The sequence below is a fragment of the Eubacterium coprostanoligenes genome (genome assembly GCF_900167205.1).
Lineage (GTDB): Bacteria > Bacillota > Clostridia > Oscillospirales > Acutalibacteraceae > Eubacterium_R > Eubacterium_R coprostanoligenes.
In genome coordinates this window covers 142,190-161,195 of record NZ_FUWW01000001.1, presented here as the reverse complement: position 1 = coordinate 161,195, position 19,006 = coordinate 142,190, and the positions used below count along the sequence as shown (strand labels likewise).

At 43.0% G+C, this 19,006-nt stretch carries 18 protein-coding genes; 5 read left to right on the top strand and 13 right to left on the bottom strand.

The window, feature by feature from the left end; genetic code table 11:
* Positions 1-88: 88 nt before the first annotated feature.
* Genes B5D29_RS00635 through B5D29_RS00625 form a run of 3 tightly spaced genes read right to left on the bottom strand, consistent with a single transcriptional unit; the run spans position 89 to position 2,786 of the window.
* Positions 89-1,222 carry a cysteine desulfurase family protein gene (locus B5D29_RS00635; protein WP_078767643.1) on the bottom strand — a complete coding sequence of 378 codons (1,134 nt, stop codon included), beginning with the start codon at positions 1,220-1,222 and terminating at the stop codon, positions 89-91.
* Complete coding sequence (locus B5D29_RS00630) at positions 1,222-2,397, bottom strand: HAD hydrolase-like protein (protein ID WP_078767642.1); 1,176 nt, start codon at positions 2,395-2,397, stop codon at positions 1,222-1,224. The genes B5D29_RS00635 and B5D29_RS00630 overlap by 1 nt, the downstream gene beginning before the upstream one ends.
* On the bottom strand, positions 2,397-2,786 hold the full coding sequence (locus B5D29_RS00625; RefSeq protein WP_078767641.1) for a thioesterase family protein: 390 nt from the start codon (positions 2,784-2,786) through the stop codon (positions 2,397-2,399). The genes B5D29_RS00630 and B5D29_RS00625 overlap by 1 nt, the downstream gene beginning before the upstream one ends.
* An 858-nt stretch (positions 2,787-3,644) precedes the next feature.
* Between B5D29_RS00625 and B5D29_RS00620 the strand changes: the two genes are divergently transcribed.
* Together B5D29_RS00620 and B5D29_RS00615 are read left to right on the top strand one after the other, a co-directional pair.
* Positions 3,645-3,872 carry a hypothetical protein gene (locus B5D29_RS00620; RefSeq protein ID WP_078767640.1) on the top strand — a complete coding sequence of 76 codons (228 nt, stop codon included), beginning with the start codon at positions 3,645-3,647 and terminating at the stop codon, positions 3,870-3,872.
* A complete protein-coding gene (locus B5D29_RS00615; protein WP_078767639.1) occupies positions 3,853-4,185 on the top strand; it encodes a sigma factor-like helix-turn-helix DNA-binding protein in 333 nt (110 codons plus the stop codon). The genes B5D29_RS00620 and B5D29_RS00615 overlap by 20 nt, the downstream gene beginning before the upstream one ends.
* Before the next feature lie 145 nt (positions 4,186-4,330).
* On the opposite strand, the gene B5D29_RS00610 is transcribed toward B5D29_RS00615, so the two are convergent.
* The 9 genes from B5D29_RS00610 to B5D29_RS00570 all read right to left on the bottom strand — a co-directional run bounded on the left by B5D29_RS00610 (position 4,331) and on the right by B5D29_RS00570 (position 14,053).
* The gene (locus B5D29_RS00610) at positions 4,331-4,849 is read right to left on the bottom strand and encodes a TIGR04002 family protein (protein ID WP_078767638.1); all 519 of its coding nucleotides are present in this window, start codon (positions 4,847-4,849) and stop codon (positions 4,331-4,333) included.
* A gap of 93 nt (positions 4,850-4,942) precedes the next feature.
* Entirely contained in the window at positions 4,943-5,614 is a 672-nt protein-coding gene (locus B5D29_RS00605) for a PHP domain-containing protein (RefSeq protein WP_078767637.1), read from the bottom strand.
* Positions 5,614-7,632 carry an ATP-dependent DNA helicase RecG gene (gene recG / locus B5D29_RS00600; protein ID WP_078767636.1) on the bottom strand — a complete coding sequence of 673 codons (2,019 nt, stop codon included), beginning with the start codon at positions 7,630-7,632 and terminating at the stop codon, positions 5,614-5,616. The genes B5D29_RS00605 and recG overlap by 1 nt, the downstream gene beginning before the upstream one ends.
* A 58-nt stretch (positions 7,633-7,690) precedes the next feature.
* Positions 7,691-9,313 (bottom strand): DAK2 domain-containing protein, encoded by a 1,623-nt coding sequence (locus B5D29_RS00595; protein WP_078767635.1) that lies wholly within the window; start codon positions 9,311-9,313, stop codon positions 7,691-7,693.
* Positions 9,314-9,328: 15 nt separating this feature from the next.
* Positions 9,329-9,703: an Asp23/Gls24 family envelope stress response protein gene (locus tag B5D29_RS00590; RefSeq protein WP_078767634.1), complete on the bottom strand. Its 375-nt coding sequence runs from the start codon at positions 9,701-9,703 to the stop codon at positions 9,329-9,331.
* A gap of 45 nt (positions 9,704-9,748) precedes the next feature.
* Positions 9,749-11,239 carry an ABC transporter substrate-binding protein gene (locus B5D29_RS00585; protein ID WP_078767633.1) on the bottom strand — a complete coding sequence of 497 codons (1,491 nt, stop codon included), beginning with the start codon at positions 11,237-11,239 and terminating at the stop codon, positions 9,749-9,751.
* Positions 11,236-12,009: a TIGR00282 family metallophosphoesterase gene (locus B5D29_RS00580; protein ID WP_078767664.1), complete on the bottom strand. Its 774-nt coding sequence runs from the start codon at positions 12,007-12,009 to the stop codon at positions 11,236-11,238. The genes B5D29_RS00585 and B5D29_RS00580 overlap by 4 nt, the downstream gene beginning before the upstream one ends.
* Before the next feature lie 126 nt (positions 12,010-12,135).
* Positions 12,136-12,501 carry a metal-dependent transcriptional regulator gene (locus B5D29_RS00575; protein WP_273471787.1) on the bottom strand — a complete coding sequence of 122 codons (366 nt, stop codon included), beginning with the start codon at positions 12,499-12,501 and terminating at the stop codon, positions 12,136-12,138.
* Positions 12,502-12,526: 25 nt separating this feature from the next.
* Positions 12,527-14,053, bottom strand: a complete 1,527-nt coding sequence (locus B5D29_RS00570) for a sodium/proline symporter (protein WP_078767632.1) — start codon at positions 14,051-14,053, stop codon at positions 12,527-12,529.
* 152 nt (positions 14,054-14,205) lie between these two features.
* On the opposite strand from B5D29_RS00570, the gene murI reads away from it, so the two are divergent.
* Positions 14,206-14,964 carry a glutamate racemase gene (murI, locus tag B5D29_RS00565; RefSeq protein ID WP_078767631.1) on the top strand — a complete coding sequence of 253 codons (759 nt, stop codon included), beginning with the start codon at positions 14,206-14,208 and terminating at the stop codon, positions 14,962-14,964.
* Between the two features lie 77 nt (positions 14,965-15,041).
* Here murI and B5D29_RS00560 read toward each other — a convergent pair whose 3' ends face one another.
* A complete protein-coding gene (locus B5D29_RS00560; protein ID WP_078767630.1) occupies positions 15,042-16,196 on the bottom strand; it encodes a cation diffusion facilitator family transporter in 1,155 nt (384 codons plus the stop codon).
* 199 nt (positions 16,197-16,395) lie between these two features.
* On the opposite strand from B5D29_RS00560, the gene B5D29_RS00555 reads away from it, so the two are divergent.
* Together B5D29_RS00555 and B5D29_RS00550 are read left to right on the top strand one after the other, a co-directional pair.
* On the top strand, positions 16,396-18,144 hold the full coding sequence (locus B5D29_RS00555; RefSeq protein WP_078767629.1) for a class I adenylate-forming enzyme family protein: 1,749 nt from the start codon (positions 16,396-16,398) through the stop codon (positions 18,142-18,144).
* A 150-nt stretch (positions 18,145-18,294) separates the two neighbouring features.
* A complete protein-coding gene (locus tag B5D29_RS00550; protein WP_078767628.1) occupies positions 18,295-18,981 on the top strand; it encodes a TIGR00266 family protein in 687 nt (228 codons plus the stop codon).
* The last annotated feature ends 25 nt before the right edge of the window (positions 18,982-19,006 follow it).

The following is a 19,006-nucleotide window of genomic DNA, read 5'->3' as shown; positions in this document are numbered from 1 at the left end:
GGTAGTTAGGGTTAATCCCCTCAGTCTGCATACAAGATGCAGACAGCTCCCCTTACAAGTAAGGGGCGCCTTGGTAGGTTTGTTTGATTTATATTGGATATTTTTCCACAGTTTCCCTGATTGCCGAGGTAAGCTCATCAACATCTGCCTTTGTGTTCATTCGGCTGAAGCTGATGCGGATTGATTTTTCAATCACTTTGTCGCCGAGTTTCATAGCCGTGAGCACATGGCTTTTTTTGCCCTTTGCACAGGCTGAACCGTTGCTGACATAAACTCCGTATTGGCTTGAAAGATGCTGAACAATCGTCTGACTTGTCATAAAACTCGGAATGTACACATTGAGGATGTAGTCCGATGATTCGGTAGAATTGTTGATTTTTACACCGCCGATTTTTTCAAGCTCCGCCCTTGCGTAAGAGTTAAGCTCGTGAATTGCTTTTGTTTGTTCTTTTAGGTCGGGGAAGAGTGAAACCGCCTCGCCAAAGCCTGCAATAAGAGGTGAAGCCTCTGTGCCGGGTCTGATTTTGTGTTCCTGCTCTCCGCCGTATGTTCTCGGTACAATTCGTGTGCCTTTTTTGATGTATAACGCACCCGTGCCCTTTGGACCGTGCACCTTATGAGCCGTGATTGTCACCAAATCAGCGCCCAATTTGGCAGGCTTGATTTCGTACTTGCCGTATGCCTGAACGCAGTCGATGTGCACAAGTGCAGGTGCTTTTGCTTTTTTGACAGCTTTTCTTATGCTCTTGACAGGCAAAACCGAGCCGACTTCGTTGTTGACATACATCATCGAAACAAGGATTGTGTCGCTGTTGACAGCCTCAAAAATCTGCTCCTCACTGATGTTTCCGTCGCTGTTCGGTTCAAGCCTGATAACCTCAAAGCCCTGTTTTTCAAGTTCTGCCACCGATTCAAGCACGCTTTCGTGCTCAATTGCAGTTGTGACAATTCGGTTGCCTTTGCGCTTGTTTGCCATTGCCGAGCCAAAGATTGCAAGGTTGTTTGCCTCTGTGCCACCCGAGGTGAAGAACAATTCCTCGTTTTCGCACGAAAGGGATTTTGCAATTATCTCCCTTGCTCTGCGAACCTCTGCATTTGCGTCCAATCCCTCTTTGTGAAAAGATGACGGATTGCCAAAATGTTCGGTCAACATTTGATAAACTTTTTTTGCAACTGCCTCTTCCGGCTTTGTGGTTGCACTGTTATCTAAATAAGCACTCATTACTTTATATTTCTCAATTCTTTCAGTTTAAATGCGGCTGCAATTGTTTTTGCGTCTGTGATTTCACCGCTCATAATTTTTGCAATAAGAGTGGACAGTTTCATTTTTGTCACCTGCAAAAATTCGTCCTCGTCAAGCTCTTGCTCAACTTTGGTCAAACCTGTTGCAGCATAGAGATAGATTTCCTCGTTTGTGTAGCCCGGTGACGGATAAATTTTGCCGAGATCGATATAATTTTCCGCAATAATACCGCATTCCTCGTGAAGTTCACGCTTGCCGGTTTCAAGAGGGTCTTCGCCCTTTTCACGCTTGCCGGCAGGGATTTCGTATATAGTTTCTTTGTATGGATAGCGGAACTGTCGCACCATATACACACATTCATCATCGGTCAGCGCAATAATTCCCACACCGCCCGGGTGGTCAACAACTTCTCTGTTTGCCTTGTCACCGTTGCAAAGAGTGATGTCGTCAACATGGAAGGTGAGCACTCTGCCATTGTAGATGCCCTGGGCATTTTCGGTTCTTTCGTACATACCGAGAGCAATGGATTCGATGTCCTCGATTTTGTCGATAACATAATCCGCACCGCTTTCGATAAGTTCAAACTTGTTGCCGAATCCCCAAAGAACGCCTACGCTTGGAACTCCGGCTTCTCGTGCACCGTCCATATCATAAAATCTGTCGCCAACCATAATTGCATCTGCAGGTTCAATACCAAGTTCGTTTACGCAACGGCTCAAAATGCTCTGCTTTGATTCGCAATCTGCATTGAAGCTGACTGCACTTATGCAGTCAAAATAATCCTTGAGTCCTGCTTTTATAAGAAGCTCCTCAACATAGTTGATTGGCTTTGATGACGCAACACCGAGTTTGAAGCCCTCGTTTTTAAGCGTCTTTAACAGCCGTGGAATGCCCTCGTAAAATTCGCTTTCGTACAGTCCGATATTTGTATATCTTTCACGATATTTTTTAACGAGCTTTTCGGCATCCGTAACGCTTTGATTAAATCTTTCCTGAAATGTTACAAGCAGTGGAGGTCCAATAAAAAAGTCGAGTTCTTCCCATTCCGGAGATTCAATATTGAATGCATCAAGTGCGTATTTTGCACTTTTTTTGACGCCGACACCCGTGTCGCAAAGTGTGCCGTCAAAGTCAAAAATAACCGCCTTAACCATTATTTTGCCTCCACTTTTTTCATAAAACGCACGCTGTCAACAACAAATCTTTCGATTGTGCCCTTGCCGATTACCGTGCCGTCCTCCTCGCAAGCCTTTACATCAAAGATGAGCTTTCTGCCCTGCGCTTCTTTGAGTGTTGCGTAAGCAATTACAACCGTGCCCACACCACTCGGCTTATCGTGAGTGACATTGATTGCTGTGCCGACAGTAGTTTCGTCACCCTCCAAAAAGTCAGAAATAGCCATGCAAGTTGCCTTTTCCATAAGAGCAATCATAAACGGAGTGCCAAAAACAGGCAACGAACCGCTCTGTGCAGCAATAGCAGTGTTGGTGGAATTAACGATAGTAAGAGCCTCGCCCTTAACCTCTGTAAAAATCTCTTGCATAAGTTCACCTCACAATTTATTCGATATATTATAACATATAATTGTAATTAATACAATATATAGGCAGAGTTTATTTGTGCTGACAAATTGTTTGATATTCGGATTTTGCAGGCGAACAAAGTTCGCCACTACGGAATTAGTTTCATTTTTAAACTCTTGAATTTCATTGTAGGCGCATTAAAAAGGCTGTTTAGAAAGGTTCTGAATTTCGTTTTCTTGCGAGTGGGAGCTGTACGATGGTACCGCCCCCGAGCAAAAAACGAAAAACGCCAAAAATGCCGTAAGTTCGATACTTACGGCATTTTTAAAACCCCACCGTCAACACTTCGTGTTGCCACCTCCCCTTGCCTCAAGTGGAGGCAAATCGGTTAAATATATTTGGCGTGTTTCAGGGGCTTTATCGACAGCCTGAGGCTGTATAAAGAAAAAAGAGTAGGTGTAACACCTACTCTTTTCCCTCTCTGTCTATAACAAACTATAGGAGGACAGGTTACCCAAAACGGTTGCGGCTCCGTTTCGAGCGTACCAACATTATAGTAGAAATTTACCAACTTGTCAAGTGAAAAGTTAAAACATTTTTGGTAAAATATACAAAAACGGTGATGAAATTTTATGATGAACCTCATAAAATTAAATTATCACCTTTTAATAGACAAAAACAACAACATCTGTACTATTTGTCGATTTTTGTCGAGAAGTTTTTTGGACTTTTTATTCAAAAAATATTGACACAATACAAATGTTCGACTAATATATGCAGTAGACATTGCGAAATTTGAACATAAGTTCGATAAAAGCTTGTCTAAAATTGACAAACCACTCAAGTCGATTTAATACATATTGAAAGAAGGGCAGAAGATGACAATTAATGAATTGGCTCATGAATATGAGCAACAATACAAGGTGTTGAGCGCACGACTTGACGCAATGAAGCCGTTGCTGTGCGTCTATCGTGGCGAGGACCTTGTATCGTTGAGAAGAAAAATAAAAATATATTACGATATGGCTTGTGAATGCAGAAGAACGGCATCAATGCTTTTTGGATATTACGAGGAGGACCACGACAATGATAGACTTTATCAATAATTATTATTACGAGGACTATTCCACGGTTGAGGGAATGGACAGAGAGAAGGCAAAGAAAAAGGCATTTTCGGCTGTTTTGCCACTGATTATGCAGGAGGAATTAACCCCAATGCAGAGCGTTTGCCTCCGATATAGATACGAAAATCACAAAACCCAAGCAGAAATTGCAAATCTGATGAAACTGTCGCAACCGACCGTTTCCCGACACATTTCCACCGCAAAGGAAAAAATGAACAACTCGCTCGGCTACTGCTATATTGCACTTTCAAAGGCAATTGACGAATACGACCGCCTTGCAAATTCGATGGAATAAGCGATATATGTTATCAGGCAGAAAATGACAGCTATTCACGGCATCACGCACTGCCACCCCGTATTTGCCTGTTATCTTACATAATATAATATGAAAAAAAGGGCTTTACGGTTACACACCGTAAAGCCTTTTATAGAGTAAATTATCAGATATACTTTTGGATTTTGATTTTGTCAAGGACTGCACCAACGATAATGAATACGATTGCCGAACCGACTGCCTGAATGCAGGAGAACGGAACCGATGTGATTGCTGTTGGGAACGAGTACATAACGCCCTCTGCCAAGAGGTATCCGCCAATTGTGATAAGACCCGAAACTATGGTCATTGGCACTGTCCATTTGGTGATGATTTTGTGATTTGTGTTTCTGCAAACAAGGATGAACGGAACAGCGTTGAGTGCCTTGATGACTGCGGTTGCCGGTGCCCATTGCGGTGCTCCGGAAATGACATCTGCAAGCGCACCGCCGATAGCTGCCGCAAGGGAAGCCCACGGACCAAGCAAACATCCTGCAAGATAAATCATACTGTCACCAAAGTGAAGATAGCCCGAATTTATGCCTGTCGGCATTTTGATGAAAGCAGTTGCAACGCAAACAAGTGCCGCCATAAGACCTGTTATGCAAACACGCTTAACCTTGTTGTTCTTTGCTGTTTTTTCCATAAAATATTCTCCTATCGGTTTATTATGAGAATATTATATAGTATGCTTAACCATTTAAAAAGATATAATATTAATAAAATTTTGGAGTACAGATTAATAAGTTTTAATCATTTCAAAATCCATAGATTTTAGGGTATAAAGCAAATCGGCATTGTTGCGAATCGGTTTTTCGGTTATGATTCCGCCCCTTGCAAGCTGTTTTGGCACATGGAAGTCGGAACCCGACACCATCAGTTTGTTGTGCTTTTTCGCCCAAGCCTCCGCTTTTTCGTTCGATTTCTTTGGAGTTTTGCCGTTGTAGACCTCAATTCCGTCAAGATAGTCGGGATTGCATCTTGTAATCGCAGGTCGAAACGGGTGAGCCTGATACACCAAATAGCCTTGGCTGTGCATAAGTTTGCACATCTGCTTTTCCCAAAGTGCAAGCAGGTTGCCCTGTTTTCTCAACCAATTCTCATCAACACCGTAAACAAGATAGTCGTTTGCGGTTGCATAGTGGCGGATTTCCATTCCAAACATAACGGAAAAATGCTCGTCCTCATATTTTTTCATTTCAAGATACGGGTCAATGTAGCAATCAATGAATTTTTTCGGATTGAAATATCCGTGTGCCAAATCAAAGGTCAGCGGACTGTAATGGTCGGTCAGGACAATGCCCGAATAGCCTTTTTCCTTGTACATTCTTGCAATGTCCTTTGGCTCGGTTCTGCCACATTGACGAGAACCGTATTTTGTATGAGTGTGTAGTTCGTATTTATATTTCATCAGTAGTCTGTCTTTCTGAACATATCTGAAATTTGCCTGCAAAGTTCCGGAAAACTGTCAAGATTCGGGTCATCCTTGAGGATGTATTTTGCACATTCCTGACATTGCTCAAGGATTTTTGTATCCTCAAGCATATCCGCAATTTTGAGCTGTGGCAAGCCGTGTTGTCTTGTGCCGAAGAAGTCGCCCGGACCTCTTGTTTTTAGGTCATAGTCAGCAATTTTGAAGCCGTCATTGGTTGATTTAAGCAATTTTAAGCGTTCAACAGATGACTCCGATTTGTTGTCGGACACCAAAATGCAAAAGCTCTTGTCCTTGCCTCTGCCAACTCTGCCACGAAGCTGATGAAGCTGTGACAATCCAAAACGGTCGGCATTTTCTATGAGCATAACGGTTGCGTTAGGCACATCAACACCAACCTCAACAACCGTGGTTGAAACAAGAATTTGAACATTGCCTTTTGCAAATTCCTGCATAACCTTGTCTTTTTCCTTTGGCTTCATTTTGCCGTGGAGAAGTCCGAGATTATACCCTTGAAAAACCTCGGTAGACAGCTTGTCGGCGTATTCTTTTGCCGAAAGCAAATCGCTGTCGTTGTCGTCAACAAGTGAGCAAACAATATACGCCTGATTGCCGTTGTCAACTGCATTTTTGATGAATTTGTATATGCGTTGATGGTAGGCACTTGTCACCAAATCGGTGCGGATTTCCTGCCTGCCGGGAGGCAATTCATCAAGCACGCTGATGTTCAAATCACCGTAAATAATCAGTCCCATTGTGCGTGGAATCGGGGTTGCGGACATAACAAGGAGATGCGGATTGTTGCCTTTCATTGCAAGGCTGGAGCGTTGCTCAACACCAAATCGGTGCTGTTCATCCGTGCACACTAACCCCAAATTTTTGAATTCAACATCATTTTGAATGAGTGCGTGAGTGCCGATAATCAAATCAATTTCGCCGTCGTAAAGTGCGAGCTTGATTTTCTTTTTTTCTGTTGCCTTTGTTGAGCCTGTCAGCAAGGCAATTTTTATATCCGTGCCGTCAAACAGCTTGCAAAAACTTTCATAGTGCTGGGTTGCAAGAATTTCGGTCGGTGCCATCATTGCGGTTTGGTAGCCGTTTTTTATGACGGTGTACATAACCGCACCGGCAACGGCAGTTTTGCCCGAGCCGACATCTCCCTGAACAAGCCTGTTCATCTGCCTGTCACCGTTTAGGTCGGCAATGCAGTCGGCAACCGCTTTTTTCTGTGCGTTTGTAGGATTGAACGGCAGAAGCGAATAAAATTCTTCGCTGAAATCAAGAGGCATTTTCAACAAATTCTTTGTTGCTCTCTTGCTTTTTAGTTTCATCAAGCCAAGTTGGAGAGTTAACAGTTCCTCAAAAATCAGCCTGCGTCTTGCAATTTCGATATTCTCCTCTTTATCGGGGAAGTGAATTTGCCTGATTGCAAAGTTGAGCGAACAAAGATTGTATTCGGTCAGCAAATATTCGGGCAGAGTGTCGGGAATTGCTCCGACTTTGTCAAGTCCTGCCCTAACCACCTTTTCGATAATCTTTGACGAAAGGTTTGTGGTTGCGGGATAAATCGGCTCAATGCCTGTCGCTTTTTCTGCTTTTTCGATTTGAGGCGAACTCATAGAAGCTTCGGTGAATGTTCTGTCAACCTTGCCGTAAAGAATGTAGTCGTCAAAGGTTCGCAATGCTTTTGCAAGATAGGCGTTGTTGAAAATCGTCACATGGATGACAGTTTCGCCGTCTGTAAAATTGCATTTGTAGAGAGTAAGCCCTTTTCTGATTTTTGCCTCTTTCACAGGGGTAATCATAGTTGCTTTGATGAAAGCAGGCTCTCCCGATTTGACCTCTTTGACCGTGAGCGTTTTGCTCCAGTCAATGTATTTTCGTGGATAATAATTAATTAGGTCTTGTAAAGTGTAAACGCCCAACTTATTGAAAAGTTGGGCTCTTTTATCTCCTACACCTTTTATGAATTGAATGTTGTAATCACTGTAATCCATAGTAATCCATAATTAATTGACCTTTTGTAGAAAGCGAACACAGTTCGTTCCTACTATATTATTCTACTGAAATAAGGTAGTAGTATACAGGCTGTCCGCCGTTTACAATGCTTACCTCGATATTGCTTCCGTATTTTTCGGTGAGCTTTTCTTCAATCTTTTGTGCGTCCTCTTCGGTTGCATCCTCACCGTAAATAATTGTCACAAGTGCGTTTTCGTCAGGATTGAACAGTTCGTCTGTTGCAGAAAAAGCAATTTTCTCTCTGTCCTCACCGATGAACTTGATTGCGCCGTTGCAAAGTCCCATAATCTGGCCTTCCTTGATTAGCTTGCCGTCAACCTCGCTGTCACGAGCCGCAAAGGTAACCGATGCGGTTTGAACATTGCCTGCCGCTTGCATCATTGTGTCAACATTTTCTTCCTTATCTGCTGTTTCGTCAAAGGCAAGCATAGCGGAAATTCCCTGTGGCACTGTCTTGGTTTCAAGCACAATAACCTCTCTGTCGTTCACGCTGTTCTTTGCCATTTGCGCCGCCATAATGATGTTTTTGTTGTTTGGCAAAACATACACGATTTTTGCCGGCACTTTCATAACAGCTTTTATGATGTCGTCGGTTGACGGGTTCATTGTTTGACCGCCGCTGACAACAATATCTGCACCGAGGTCGGAGAAAAGCTCCGTGAGTCCCTCGCCTGCACAAACGGATACAAAGCCGTAGTCATTTTCAGGCTCTGCAATTTCGTTTTCACTGCTTTCGTTTTGCTCCTCCTGTTTTGGAGTTGCAAGATTTTGAATGTTTATATCAAAAAGTTGACCGTATTTTGTGGCAGTTTGCACAATTGTGGCAAGCTGTTCACTTGTAACCTTAACTGCGATTTTGCCGTTTTCCTCGTGAACCTCAACATCACTGCCGATAGCTTTAAGATATGCACGGAGTTTGATTGAATCGCTCTCTTTTGCGCCGTGTTCCTTTTGGATAACAAATTCGCACTGGTATCCGCTTTGAGCCTCACCGCTTGCAGATGATTTTTTGTCCGTGATTGCTTCCTCACCAATAGGGCGGATAATCACATTGTTGATGAACACGGATTTCATACCCTCAAGGATGAGCAAGAAGCCCTGACCGCCTGCGTCAACAACTCCTGCCTGCTTGAGAACAGGGAGCATTTCAGGTGTTTTTGCAAGTGCCTCCTTGGCTGCTTCAAGACCTGCCAAAAAAACATCAATCGGTTCTTGCGTACTTGGTGCAATTTCTTCTGTTGCCTCTGCCGCACATCTCACTACTGTGAGAATTGTGCCCTCGGTAGGCTTCATTACTGCTTTGTACGCCGCATCACTTCCCATACGGAATGCGTGAGCAATATCGTTGCTGTCTGCTTTTTCAAGACCTTTGAATGCCTTTGAAAAGCCACGGAATATAAGTGAAAGAATAACGCCCGAGTTTCCTCTTGCACCACGAAGAAGCGCTGAAGCCACTCTTTTTGCAACATCACCGAGGTCGCTGTCGTCCTCCATATTTTTTATATCGTCCGATGCCGATGCAATTGTCATCGACATATTTGTGCCTGTGTCACCGTCAGGTACCGGGAAAATGTTGAGTGCGTCAACTGCCTGTCTGCTGTTTGCTATGTTGTTTGCGGCGGAAATAACACCGTCACGAAACATCTGTCCTGTAATCATGGTTGTCCTCCGAGTTTAGTTAATACTGTCGATACCTTCGACATGAACATTTACTTCGGAAACCTTCAAGTCTGTGGTGCTTTCGATAGTGTAGCGAACTTTGTTTACAATGCTGTCCGCAATGGCATTGATGTTTACACCGTATGACACAGCGATAGAAAGATCAACCACTAATGCGCCGTTGACGCTCTTGATTGTTACACCCTGATTTGATGTGTCAAGGTCAACGCCGTCAACTCTGCTTTTGATGGCAGACCTGATTATTTGTACAGGGTTTGCATTCACCATTCTTGTAACTCCAAAACAGCTTTGTGCTGCATTGCCGACAAGTCTGGAAAAATAGTTGTTGGTGATTTCTATATATCCGTTAGGATTTTCGTATTTAATCATAGATTTCTCCTTTTCGATTAAGTCGGTGGATATTCGATGAATATATCAATTGTAATACCAATCTTCAATGTTGGCAAAGAAATTGCTGTAATATCCCTGCATATCTCCGTGCATAGCCTTTGAATAGCAGATAACTCCTTTTCTGTACACAATCGGCACAAAAGGAATTTCGTTTGAAAATGAAAGAATGAATTTTCCAAGCTCACCGCCATTGTTGAGATACTCTCTGTACAGTTTTGCGGTTTCGCTCTCGGTGCTCATACCGTAATGAGTTTTGCCCGATTTGTCAAAAAATGACGAAAGCCTCATATCGTTCGGTATTTTTGTTTCGGCAACATAAATGTCATAGTTACTGTATTTGAGTGCTTGCTTGAAAATCTTTTGACTGTAAACCTTGACAGTCACCTTGAATCCGACAGCTTCCAATTGCTGTGCAACAAGTTTTGCAATTGCAACTCTGCTCTCGTTTTCGTTGACAACAATTTTCAGCGTGAGTTGGCTTGATTTGTATCCGCTTTTTGCGATTGCTTGCTTTGCCGCCGCCGTGTCTGCCGAGTCTGCAAAAATCTTTGTTTCCCCTCCGATTTTTGACATCGGATTGTACAGCGAAGTTGCAGGTCGTGCGTAGCCTTGATAAGCACTTTTTGCAAGTGTGCCACGGTCAACCGCAAGTGAAATCGCACGGCGAATGTCTGCATTTGATGTGATGCCCATTGAGTTGCGAAGCCCCAAGAACACCATATTGTTCAGGTTAACCTGCTTTTTGTTGCATTTGAGCCTTGCGACCGTGTCGTTGCTGGCATCACGGTATGCGTAACTGATGTTGCCTATGTTCATAGCGTTGTTGATTGACTCCGCCGACGGAACATTGACAAGCTGAATTTTTGTAAATCTCGGATTGAAATTTTCTTTGTATTCCTTGTTTTGCTCAACATATACCTTGCCGTTTTCTTCAAGGAATTTGTATCGTCCGCTGCCAAGCGGATATTTTGATTTTGACGAATTTTTTGCAACATAAAATGTCAAAAGCTGATGTGCATACGGGTTTGCATATGACAGCTTGAATTTTACCACCGTGTCGCTCACAACCGATGCGGAATATATCGGCTTCAGGCTGTTTTTCCACCTCGGTGAAGTTTGAGCCTCGTGGAATGAACTGACAACATTGCTTGCCGTAAGAGGTGACCCGTCCGAAAACTTGAGTCCGCTGACTATGGTGATTGACAGCGTGTGCGAATCCTCATAGGTGTATGAACTTGCAATTTCCGGAACTGCCTCAAACGATTCGTCTATTCTGAACAGCGGTTCGTACACAAGGTCATTCGCTGTTTGATTGTTTAGTGTGTCCGCCTCAAACGGATTGAGCGAATCCGACTGGCTGTAACTGATTTTGAAATTGTCTGTGTCCTCGGTTACCTTTGCCGTGGTTTGCAAAACAAGTTCGTGCTTTTGCTCCGGCACATTACTTTTACAGCCTGTGAACAAGGCGGTGATTATGGCAATTACACACAGAATTGCCACTGCCTTTTTGGTCATTTTCTGAACCTTTCTATATGAGTGGTTTTGCCGGTTGCTTCGTCTATTTCAATCATAATACCCTCCAAGGTGCACGGACCGTCAGGGTTTGTAAATCTAACCGGCAAATTTGTTTTCATTTTTTGTATTGCAACTTCGGGAGTGACGCCCAAAACGGAATAATACGGACCCGTCATACCAATGTCGGTGATGTAACCCGTGCCGTTTGGCAAAATCTGCTCATCGGCGGTTTGAGTGTGGGTGTGAGTGCCAAAGACAGCGGAAACCTTGCCGTCAAGGTAAAATCCCATACCCTTTTTTTCTCCCGTTGCCTCTGCGTGAAAGTCGATTATGATAATGTTTGCACCGTCATCCTTGACCTTTTTGATTTCGTCATCAATGCTGTCGAACGGATTGATGATGTTGTCAAGATAAACAGCACCTTGCAAATTGATGATTGCCACTCGGTTTTTGCCCTTATCGAGAATAACCGAGCCGTTGCCCGGTGCAGAGGAATGGTAGTTGCACGGACGGATGATAAACTCGTTTTCGTCAAGAAAATCCGCAATTTCAGGTCTGCGAAGCGAATGATTGCCGAGGGTGATAACATCTGCACCGCTTGTAAAAATATGCTGTGCACTTTTTGGTGTTATGCCGTTGCCGACTGCACTGTTTTCGCCGTTTACAATAACAAAATCTGCCTGATACTCTCTTTTTAGCTTTGGCAAATTGTCACGCAAATAATCACAGCCTTGATTTGACACAACATCACCGATGGCTAATATCTTCACCTTTTCACCGCCCATTACCATATAATCGATTTTATTATATATTATATTATTCTAAAAAACAATATATAATTTGTAAATAAATTAGGCTCCCCTTTATAACATTAGAAGGGGAGCCGTGATTGGTTATTATTTTATATGTTCGTTAAGGTGCTTCTTGAACGCCTCCAAGGTTTTGTCGGAGATGACATGTTCCATTTTGCAAGCGTCCTGTGCAGCCGTTTGTTCGTCAACACCGAGCAAAACAAGTGCTTTGGTGAGGATTATGTGACGCTCGTAGATTTTCATTGCAAGGTCAGTGCCTGCATCCGTAAGTTCAAGATAGCCTTTTTCGTCAACGGTCAAATATCCGTCACGCTTGAGAATGCTCACACCTCTGCTCACGCTTGGCTTTGAAAATCCCATTTCCTCCGCCACATCAATGGAACGAACATTCTGCTGTTTTTGATACAAAACATATATTGTTTCAAGATACATTTCGCCTGATTCGTGCAATTTTTACACCCCTTTTTTCTGAAATTTACTTGATTTTTTTAACTTCTTCAAATGCCTTGACAATGTCCTCATCCGGAGCTTTTGTGCAAAGTGAAACAATCACATTCACTGCAAGACCTGTAAGGAATGCCGGCAAGAGTTCGTAAATGTTGAAAATCGGTGAAAGTCCTGCAATGACAAATTTCCAAAGGAATACCATTGCACCGCCGGCAAAGATACCTGCGATTGCACCGTATTTGTTTGAACGCTTCCAGAAAAGTGAAAGAAGAACAACAGGACCAAATGCAGCGCCAAAACCTGCCCAAGCAAACGAAACAATGCCGAATACAGAGCTGTTTGAATCCCAAGCGATTACAACGCCGATAACGGAAATGATGACAAGAGTAAGTCTTGCAACAATCATTTTTGCGGTTTCCGAAAGGTCAAGCTTGAAAAGACCGCCGAGGAGATTTTCGCTTGCCGATGACGAAGCAGCCAAAAGCTGGCTGTCCGAAGTTGACATTGTTGAAGCAAGGATGCCTGCAAGGATAACGCCTGCGATAAGAGCCGGAACAATGCCCTCTTGGCTCAATGCGTTTGAAATTTGGATGATGATTGTTTCGCTGTCCTTGAAGTGCTCGATTGCACCGTTTGCAACCATTCCTCTGCCGACAATGCCGATTGCGATTGCGATGAACATTGAAATTACAACCCAAACAGAAGCAACACGGCGGGAAATTTTGATTTTGTTAGGATTTTCGATAGCCATAAATCTGAGGAGAATGTGAGGCATACCGAAGTAGCCAAGTCCCCAAGCAAGGGTTGAGACAACGCTGATTGCACTGAATGCCGTTGAAGTGTTGCCCTCATCGTGGTGCACGGCGAACAGGTCGAGATAGCCGTTGAGTTGATGTGCGTTGTTCATAACAGCGTCAATACCGCCTGCCTTTGAAACACCGAAAATAAGCACGATAACAAGTGCAACCGTCATAACAATTGATTGAACAAGGTCGGTTACGGAAGCAGCATTAAATCCGCCGAGTGAAGTGTAGCCGACAATGATGATTGCCGACACAACCATTGCAATGTGATAGTCGATTCCAAACAATGTGCCAAAGAGTTTGCCGCAAGCACTGAAGCCCGAAGCTGTGTAAGGAACGAAGAAAATGATGATAATCAACGCTGCAAGAGCCATAAGAATTTTCTTGTCGTCCTTATATCTCAATGAAAAATAGTCCGGAATTGTGATTGCACCGATGTGTGCGGAATAGTTACGAAGTTTTTTTGCAACGATGAGCCAGTTGAGATAAGTGCCGACTGCAAGACCGATAACAGTCCAGCCAACCTCTGCACAACCCGAAAGATATGCAAGTCCCGGCAAGCCCATAAGCAAGTAACTGCTCATATCCGATGCCTCGGCGCTCATTGCAGTAACGATAGGACCGAGCTTTCTTCCGCCGAGGTAAAACTCGCCTACATTTTTTGTCTTTTTTGCATACACAATGCCTATCAACAGTACGCTTAATAAATATACTACGATAGAAATCATTATACACACTTGTGCTGATGTCATAAATACTGTCCTCCATTTATATGATTTAAAAATATACCATAAAATTATACCATAAATAGTATAATAATGCAAACATTTTGAACATTGAAAAATCATTTTGTATGTGATATTATCATATTCAGTAAAGATAAACTGTCAAAGAAGGCGTAAAAATGAACAACAATCCAATAGGATTTTTAGATTCGGGAATAGGCGGAGTGACCGTTTTGAGAGAAGCAGTCAAGCTCCTGCCAAACGAAAATTATTTCTTTTTCAGCGACTCGGCACACAATCCGTACGGCGACAAAACAGACGAGGAAATCATTGCAAGATGTGACGAAATCGTGAGCCTGATGCTCCAAAAAAATTGCAAGGCAGTTGTCCTTGCGTGCAACACCGCTTCGGCAAAGGCGGGGAGTTTTTTGAGAGAAAAATACAGCCTGCCGATTATTGCAATTGAGCCTGCCTACAAAATGGTGCACGACATCAATCCCGACGGTGCAACCCTTGTTATGGCAACAAAAGGCACTATCGAAAGCGAAAAATTCCACAGACTTTTTTATAAATATTACAATGAGAATACTGCACTTATGCCGTGTGTAGGTCTTGCGGATATTATCGAACAGGGCGACAAGGAAAAAATCAAAGCATATCTGAAAGAAGCACTTTCGGACTATGTCGGACTGATTGACAATGTGGTGCTCGGTTGCACCCATTATCCGCTGATAAAAGACGAAATCAGCGCTGTTTTGGGTGATGTAAAATTCTTTGACGGCTCTGTGGGAGTGTCGAAGCAATTAAAAAGAGTGCTTGCAAAAGACGACCTTTTGTCATCATCACAAGCACCCGCAAGCATTGAATTTTTTGACAGTTCAACGGACGAAACCACCCGAATTGCAAAGCAAAAAAGATTCTTTGAATTTTTAAAATAAATTATTGTTTTATTTTTACCGTAGAAGCGAACTGTGTTCGCCTCTTTTTTATGAGGAACTTTAATAGCCTACATTAATTATATAAACGAATGTTCAATCACCATCACGAGTTCGAGTGACGAGTCTTTTTCTTTAAAGCGTTTTGTGAGGTCGGCGCTGATTTTTGCTTTTTCGCTGTCGTCACAAAACGGGATAATCAAATCAAAAATAAGGTTTGTATGCGTTTCGCCCTTTACAACTCTGAAATCGTGGAAGGTGAAATCACTGTCGTAATCTTCAATAATCTCTTTTGCAAGAGCCTTGTAGCGGTCAACCTCTTTGTCGTCAACAACAATCGGGTCCATATGTATGCACATAATTATGCCGAGTTCCTTGTTGATTTTTGATTCAACATTGTCGATGATATCGTGGAGCTTCATCACATCAATGTTTGACGGCACTTCTGCGTGAGCGCTTGCAATAATTCTGCCCGGTCCGTAGTCGTGAACAATCAAATCGTGCACGCCGAGGATGTATTCGGGTTCAAGCATAATGCGTTCGATATTGTCAACAAGTTCTTTTTTTGGCGGTTGACCGAGAAGCGGAGAAATAATTTCTTTTGCAATGTCGATACCGCCTAAAAGGATGATGACCGCAACGCACAAACCGATTGCACCGTCTATCCACGCAATCTTGAAAATGTGGGTTATGCAAAGTGCAAGGATGGTTGCACCGGTTGAAATACAGTCGTTGAGGCTGTCTTGACGAACCGCCTTTAGGTTGATGTTGTCGGTGTGCTTGTAAAGTCGGTTGTTGAAATATGCCATCCACAACTTAACAAGGATTGACGCACCGAGAATAATAATGTATACAAAGCTGAAATTCAGTTCTTCGGGATTGATGATTTTTTGCACAGAGCTTTTTGCAAGTTCAAATCCCATAATGAGAATAAGTGCCGACACGGCAAGAGCTGAAATATATTCCATTCTGCCGTGACCAAAAGGGTGTTCCTTGTCCACAGGTTTTTTTGAAAGCCTTGCACCAACGATTGTGACGCCGTTTGACGCAACATCCGAAAGGTTGTTGAGAGCGTCAGCCGTGATTGAGATAGAGCCTGACAACTTACCGACTGCAAATTTGAAAACCGCAAGCAAAATGTTGCAAATAATGCCTACTCCGCCACTCATAACCGCAAAGGCTTCTCTGTCAAATTTTTTCTTTTCACCGAAATTAATTAAAAATCGAGTCAACATATTCACCTCGTTATATAATATTTTTTTATTATACCAATTATTACAGGCATTTTCAACAGATATATACAATCTCGGCACACATTTAGGCGGTCAAAAGTGAACTTATTATAAAATAACTATTAATAATTGCTAAAAAGGTAGATTTTTATTTGTTAATTAGTTATAATACCGATACATCGAAAAATTAAGGAGATATGCTATGAACACACCAAAAGCACCATGGCTCAAATATTTCGGAGATATGCCGGCTCATCTTGATTATCCGACAGGCTCAATGTATGAAGCAGTAAAAGAGTCTGCCAAAACAAAAAAGAAGATGAACAGCGTTGCGTATGAGTTCCAAGGCAAAAAGACTAACTACAAGCAATTTTTTAACAAGATTGAAACTCTCGGCAAGGCTTACAAAAGCATCGGTATCAACGAGGGCGATATGGTGACAGTTTGTATGCCGAACACTCCGCAGGGCGTTGACACATTCTACGCTCTTAACCGAATCGGTGCTGTTCCGGCAATGATTCACCCACTTTCAGCAGTAGGCGAAATCGCATTTTACATCAACAAAACTCAAAGCAAGGCTGTTTTGGTTCTTGATTTGTTTTACGAAAAAATGCTTGAAGCACTCAAGCAAGTCAACTATCCTGTTAAGGTGGTTGTTGCTCACATCAAGGACGAACTTCCGTTCCCGCTCAATATGCTTTATCCGCTTACAGTAAAGGATAAGCCTGCTCCGCTTCCAAAGGACAACAAGGATGTAATCGACTGGCCTGATTTCATTTCAGGTGGCAAAAAGGTTACTCTTACAAACGAACTCCCAAAGGCAGAGGACACAGCCGTTATTCTTTTCTCGGGTGGCACAACAGGCACATCAAAGGGTATTCAGCTCACAAATATGAATATGAACGCACTCGCAGCACAGGTTGCGGCAAATGCAGGATTCACAATGGAGGGACTTCGTATGTTCTCCGTTATGCCTTTGTTCCACGGCTTCGGCTTGGGTGTCGGCATCCACACTGCACTTATGGCAAGCGGAACTTGTATCATCATTCCGCAGTTTACAATCAAGACCTATGCACGAGATGTAAAGAAGTATAAGCCGAATGTTATCGTTGGTGTTCCGACACTTTACGAGGCACTTCTTCGCAGTGACGGCTTCAATTACGACCTTTCATTCCTCCGTGGTATGTTCTGTGGCGGCGACTCACTTTCTGTTGAGCTTAAGAAAAAGGTTGACAAGTTCCTCAAGGAGCACAACGCAACAATTCAAGTCAGAGAGGGTTATGGCACAACAGAGTGCGTAACAGCTTCTTGCCTTACTCCGTATGATATGTACCGTGAGGGCAGTATCGGTATTCCTCTTTCCGATACATATTATACTATCGTAAATCCAAACAACGACACCGAAGTTCCATACGGCGAAGAGGGCGAAATCTGTATTTGCGGTCCGACAGTTATGAAGGGTTATCTCAACAACGCAGAGGAAACCGCTTCAACTCTCCGCAGACACGCAGACGGCAACTTGTGGCTCCACACAGGTGACCTCGGCTATATGGACGAGGACGGATTTGTATATTACAAGCAGAGAATAAAGCGACTCATCATCGTTTCGGGCATCAATGTTTATCCGTCACAGGTTGAAAATGCAATTGATGCACATCCCGATGTTCTTCTTTCTTGCGCTGTCGGTATTCCTGACCCATACAAAATGCATGTTGTAAAGGCATTTGTTGTTCTCCGTCAGGGTGTTGAACCGTCAGATAAGATTAAGGAAGAAATCATCGAAAACTGCAAAAAGAATGTTTCTCGCTACGGCGTTCCGAGAGAAATCGAGTTCCGTACCGAACTTCCGAAAACTTTGGTCGGCAAGGTTGCATATCGTGTTCTTGAGGAAGAAGAAGCCGCAAAGTACGAAGAAAAGAAAAAAGCAGAAGCTGAAGAAAACAAGCAATAAATTTATTAAGACTTCCCATACACAAGGGAAGTCTTTTTATGTTTTGCACAAAAATCAATAGAGAAATATAGAAATAACGATAATTGTTTTTTGTATGATTATATGATAATGTATAATTAAACAGAATATAAAAATAGAAGGAGGGCTTATATGAAATACGAAATCAAGGGCGGTAATTTTCCTGCCGTAGTTTGCCAGCTCAATTCGGGCGAAACAATGATAACCGAAGGTGGCGGAATGAGTTGGATGTCGCCAAATATGAAAATGGATACCGTTGGTGGCGGACTTGGTAAGGTCTTTGGCAGAATGTTCTCGGGCGAAAGACTGTTCCAAAACAAGTACACGGCTGTTGGCGGATGCGGAGAAATTGCATTTGCAAGTAGCTTCCCGGGTGACATTGTGGCATTGGAAATTTCACCAAACAACGAATATGTTGTGCAAAAATGTGCATTTCTTGCTTCAACCGAAGGTGTTGACTTGTCAATTTTCTTCCAAAAGAAGTTGAGTTCGGGCTTTTTCGGCGGAGAAGGATTCATTATGCAAAAACTCTCGGGCAACGGCGTTGCTTTTGTCGAAATTGACGGCGCAGCTGTTGAGTATGAGCTTGCACCGGGTCAGCAGATTGTTGTTGACACAGGTCATGTGGTGATGATGTCAGCTTCGTGCACAATGGAAATTCAGACCATCAAGGGCGCAAAGAATATTATTTTTGGCGGAGAGGGATTGTTCAACACAGTTGTGACAGGTCCGGGCAAAGTTATTCTTCAAACAATGCCGACCATCAAACTCGCAGAGGCTCTTATTCCGTATCTTCCGACCCAATCATCATCAAACTGATTCATAAAAATTCAGGCTATGATGC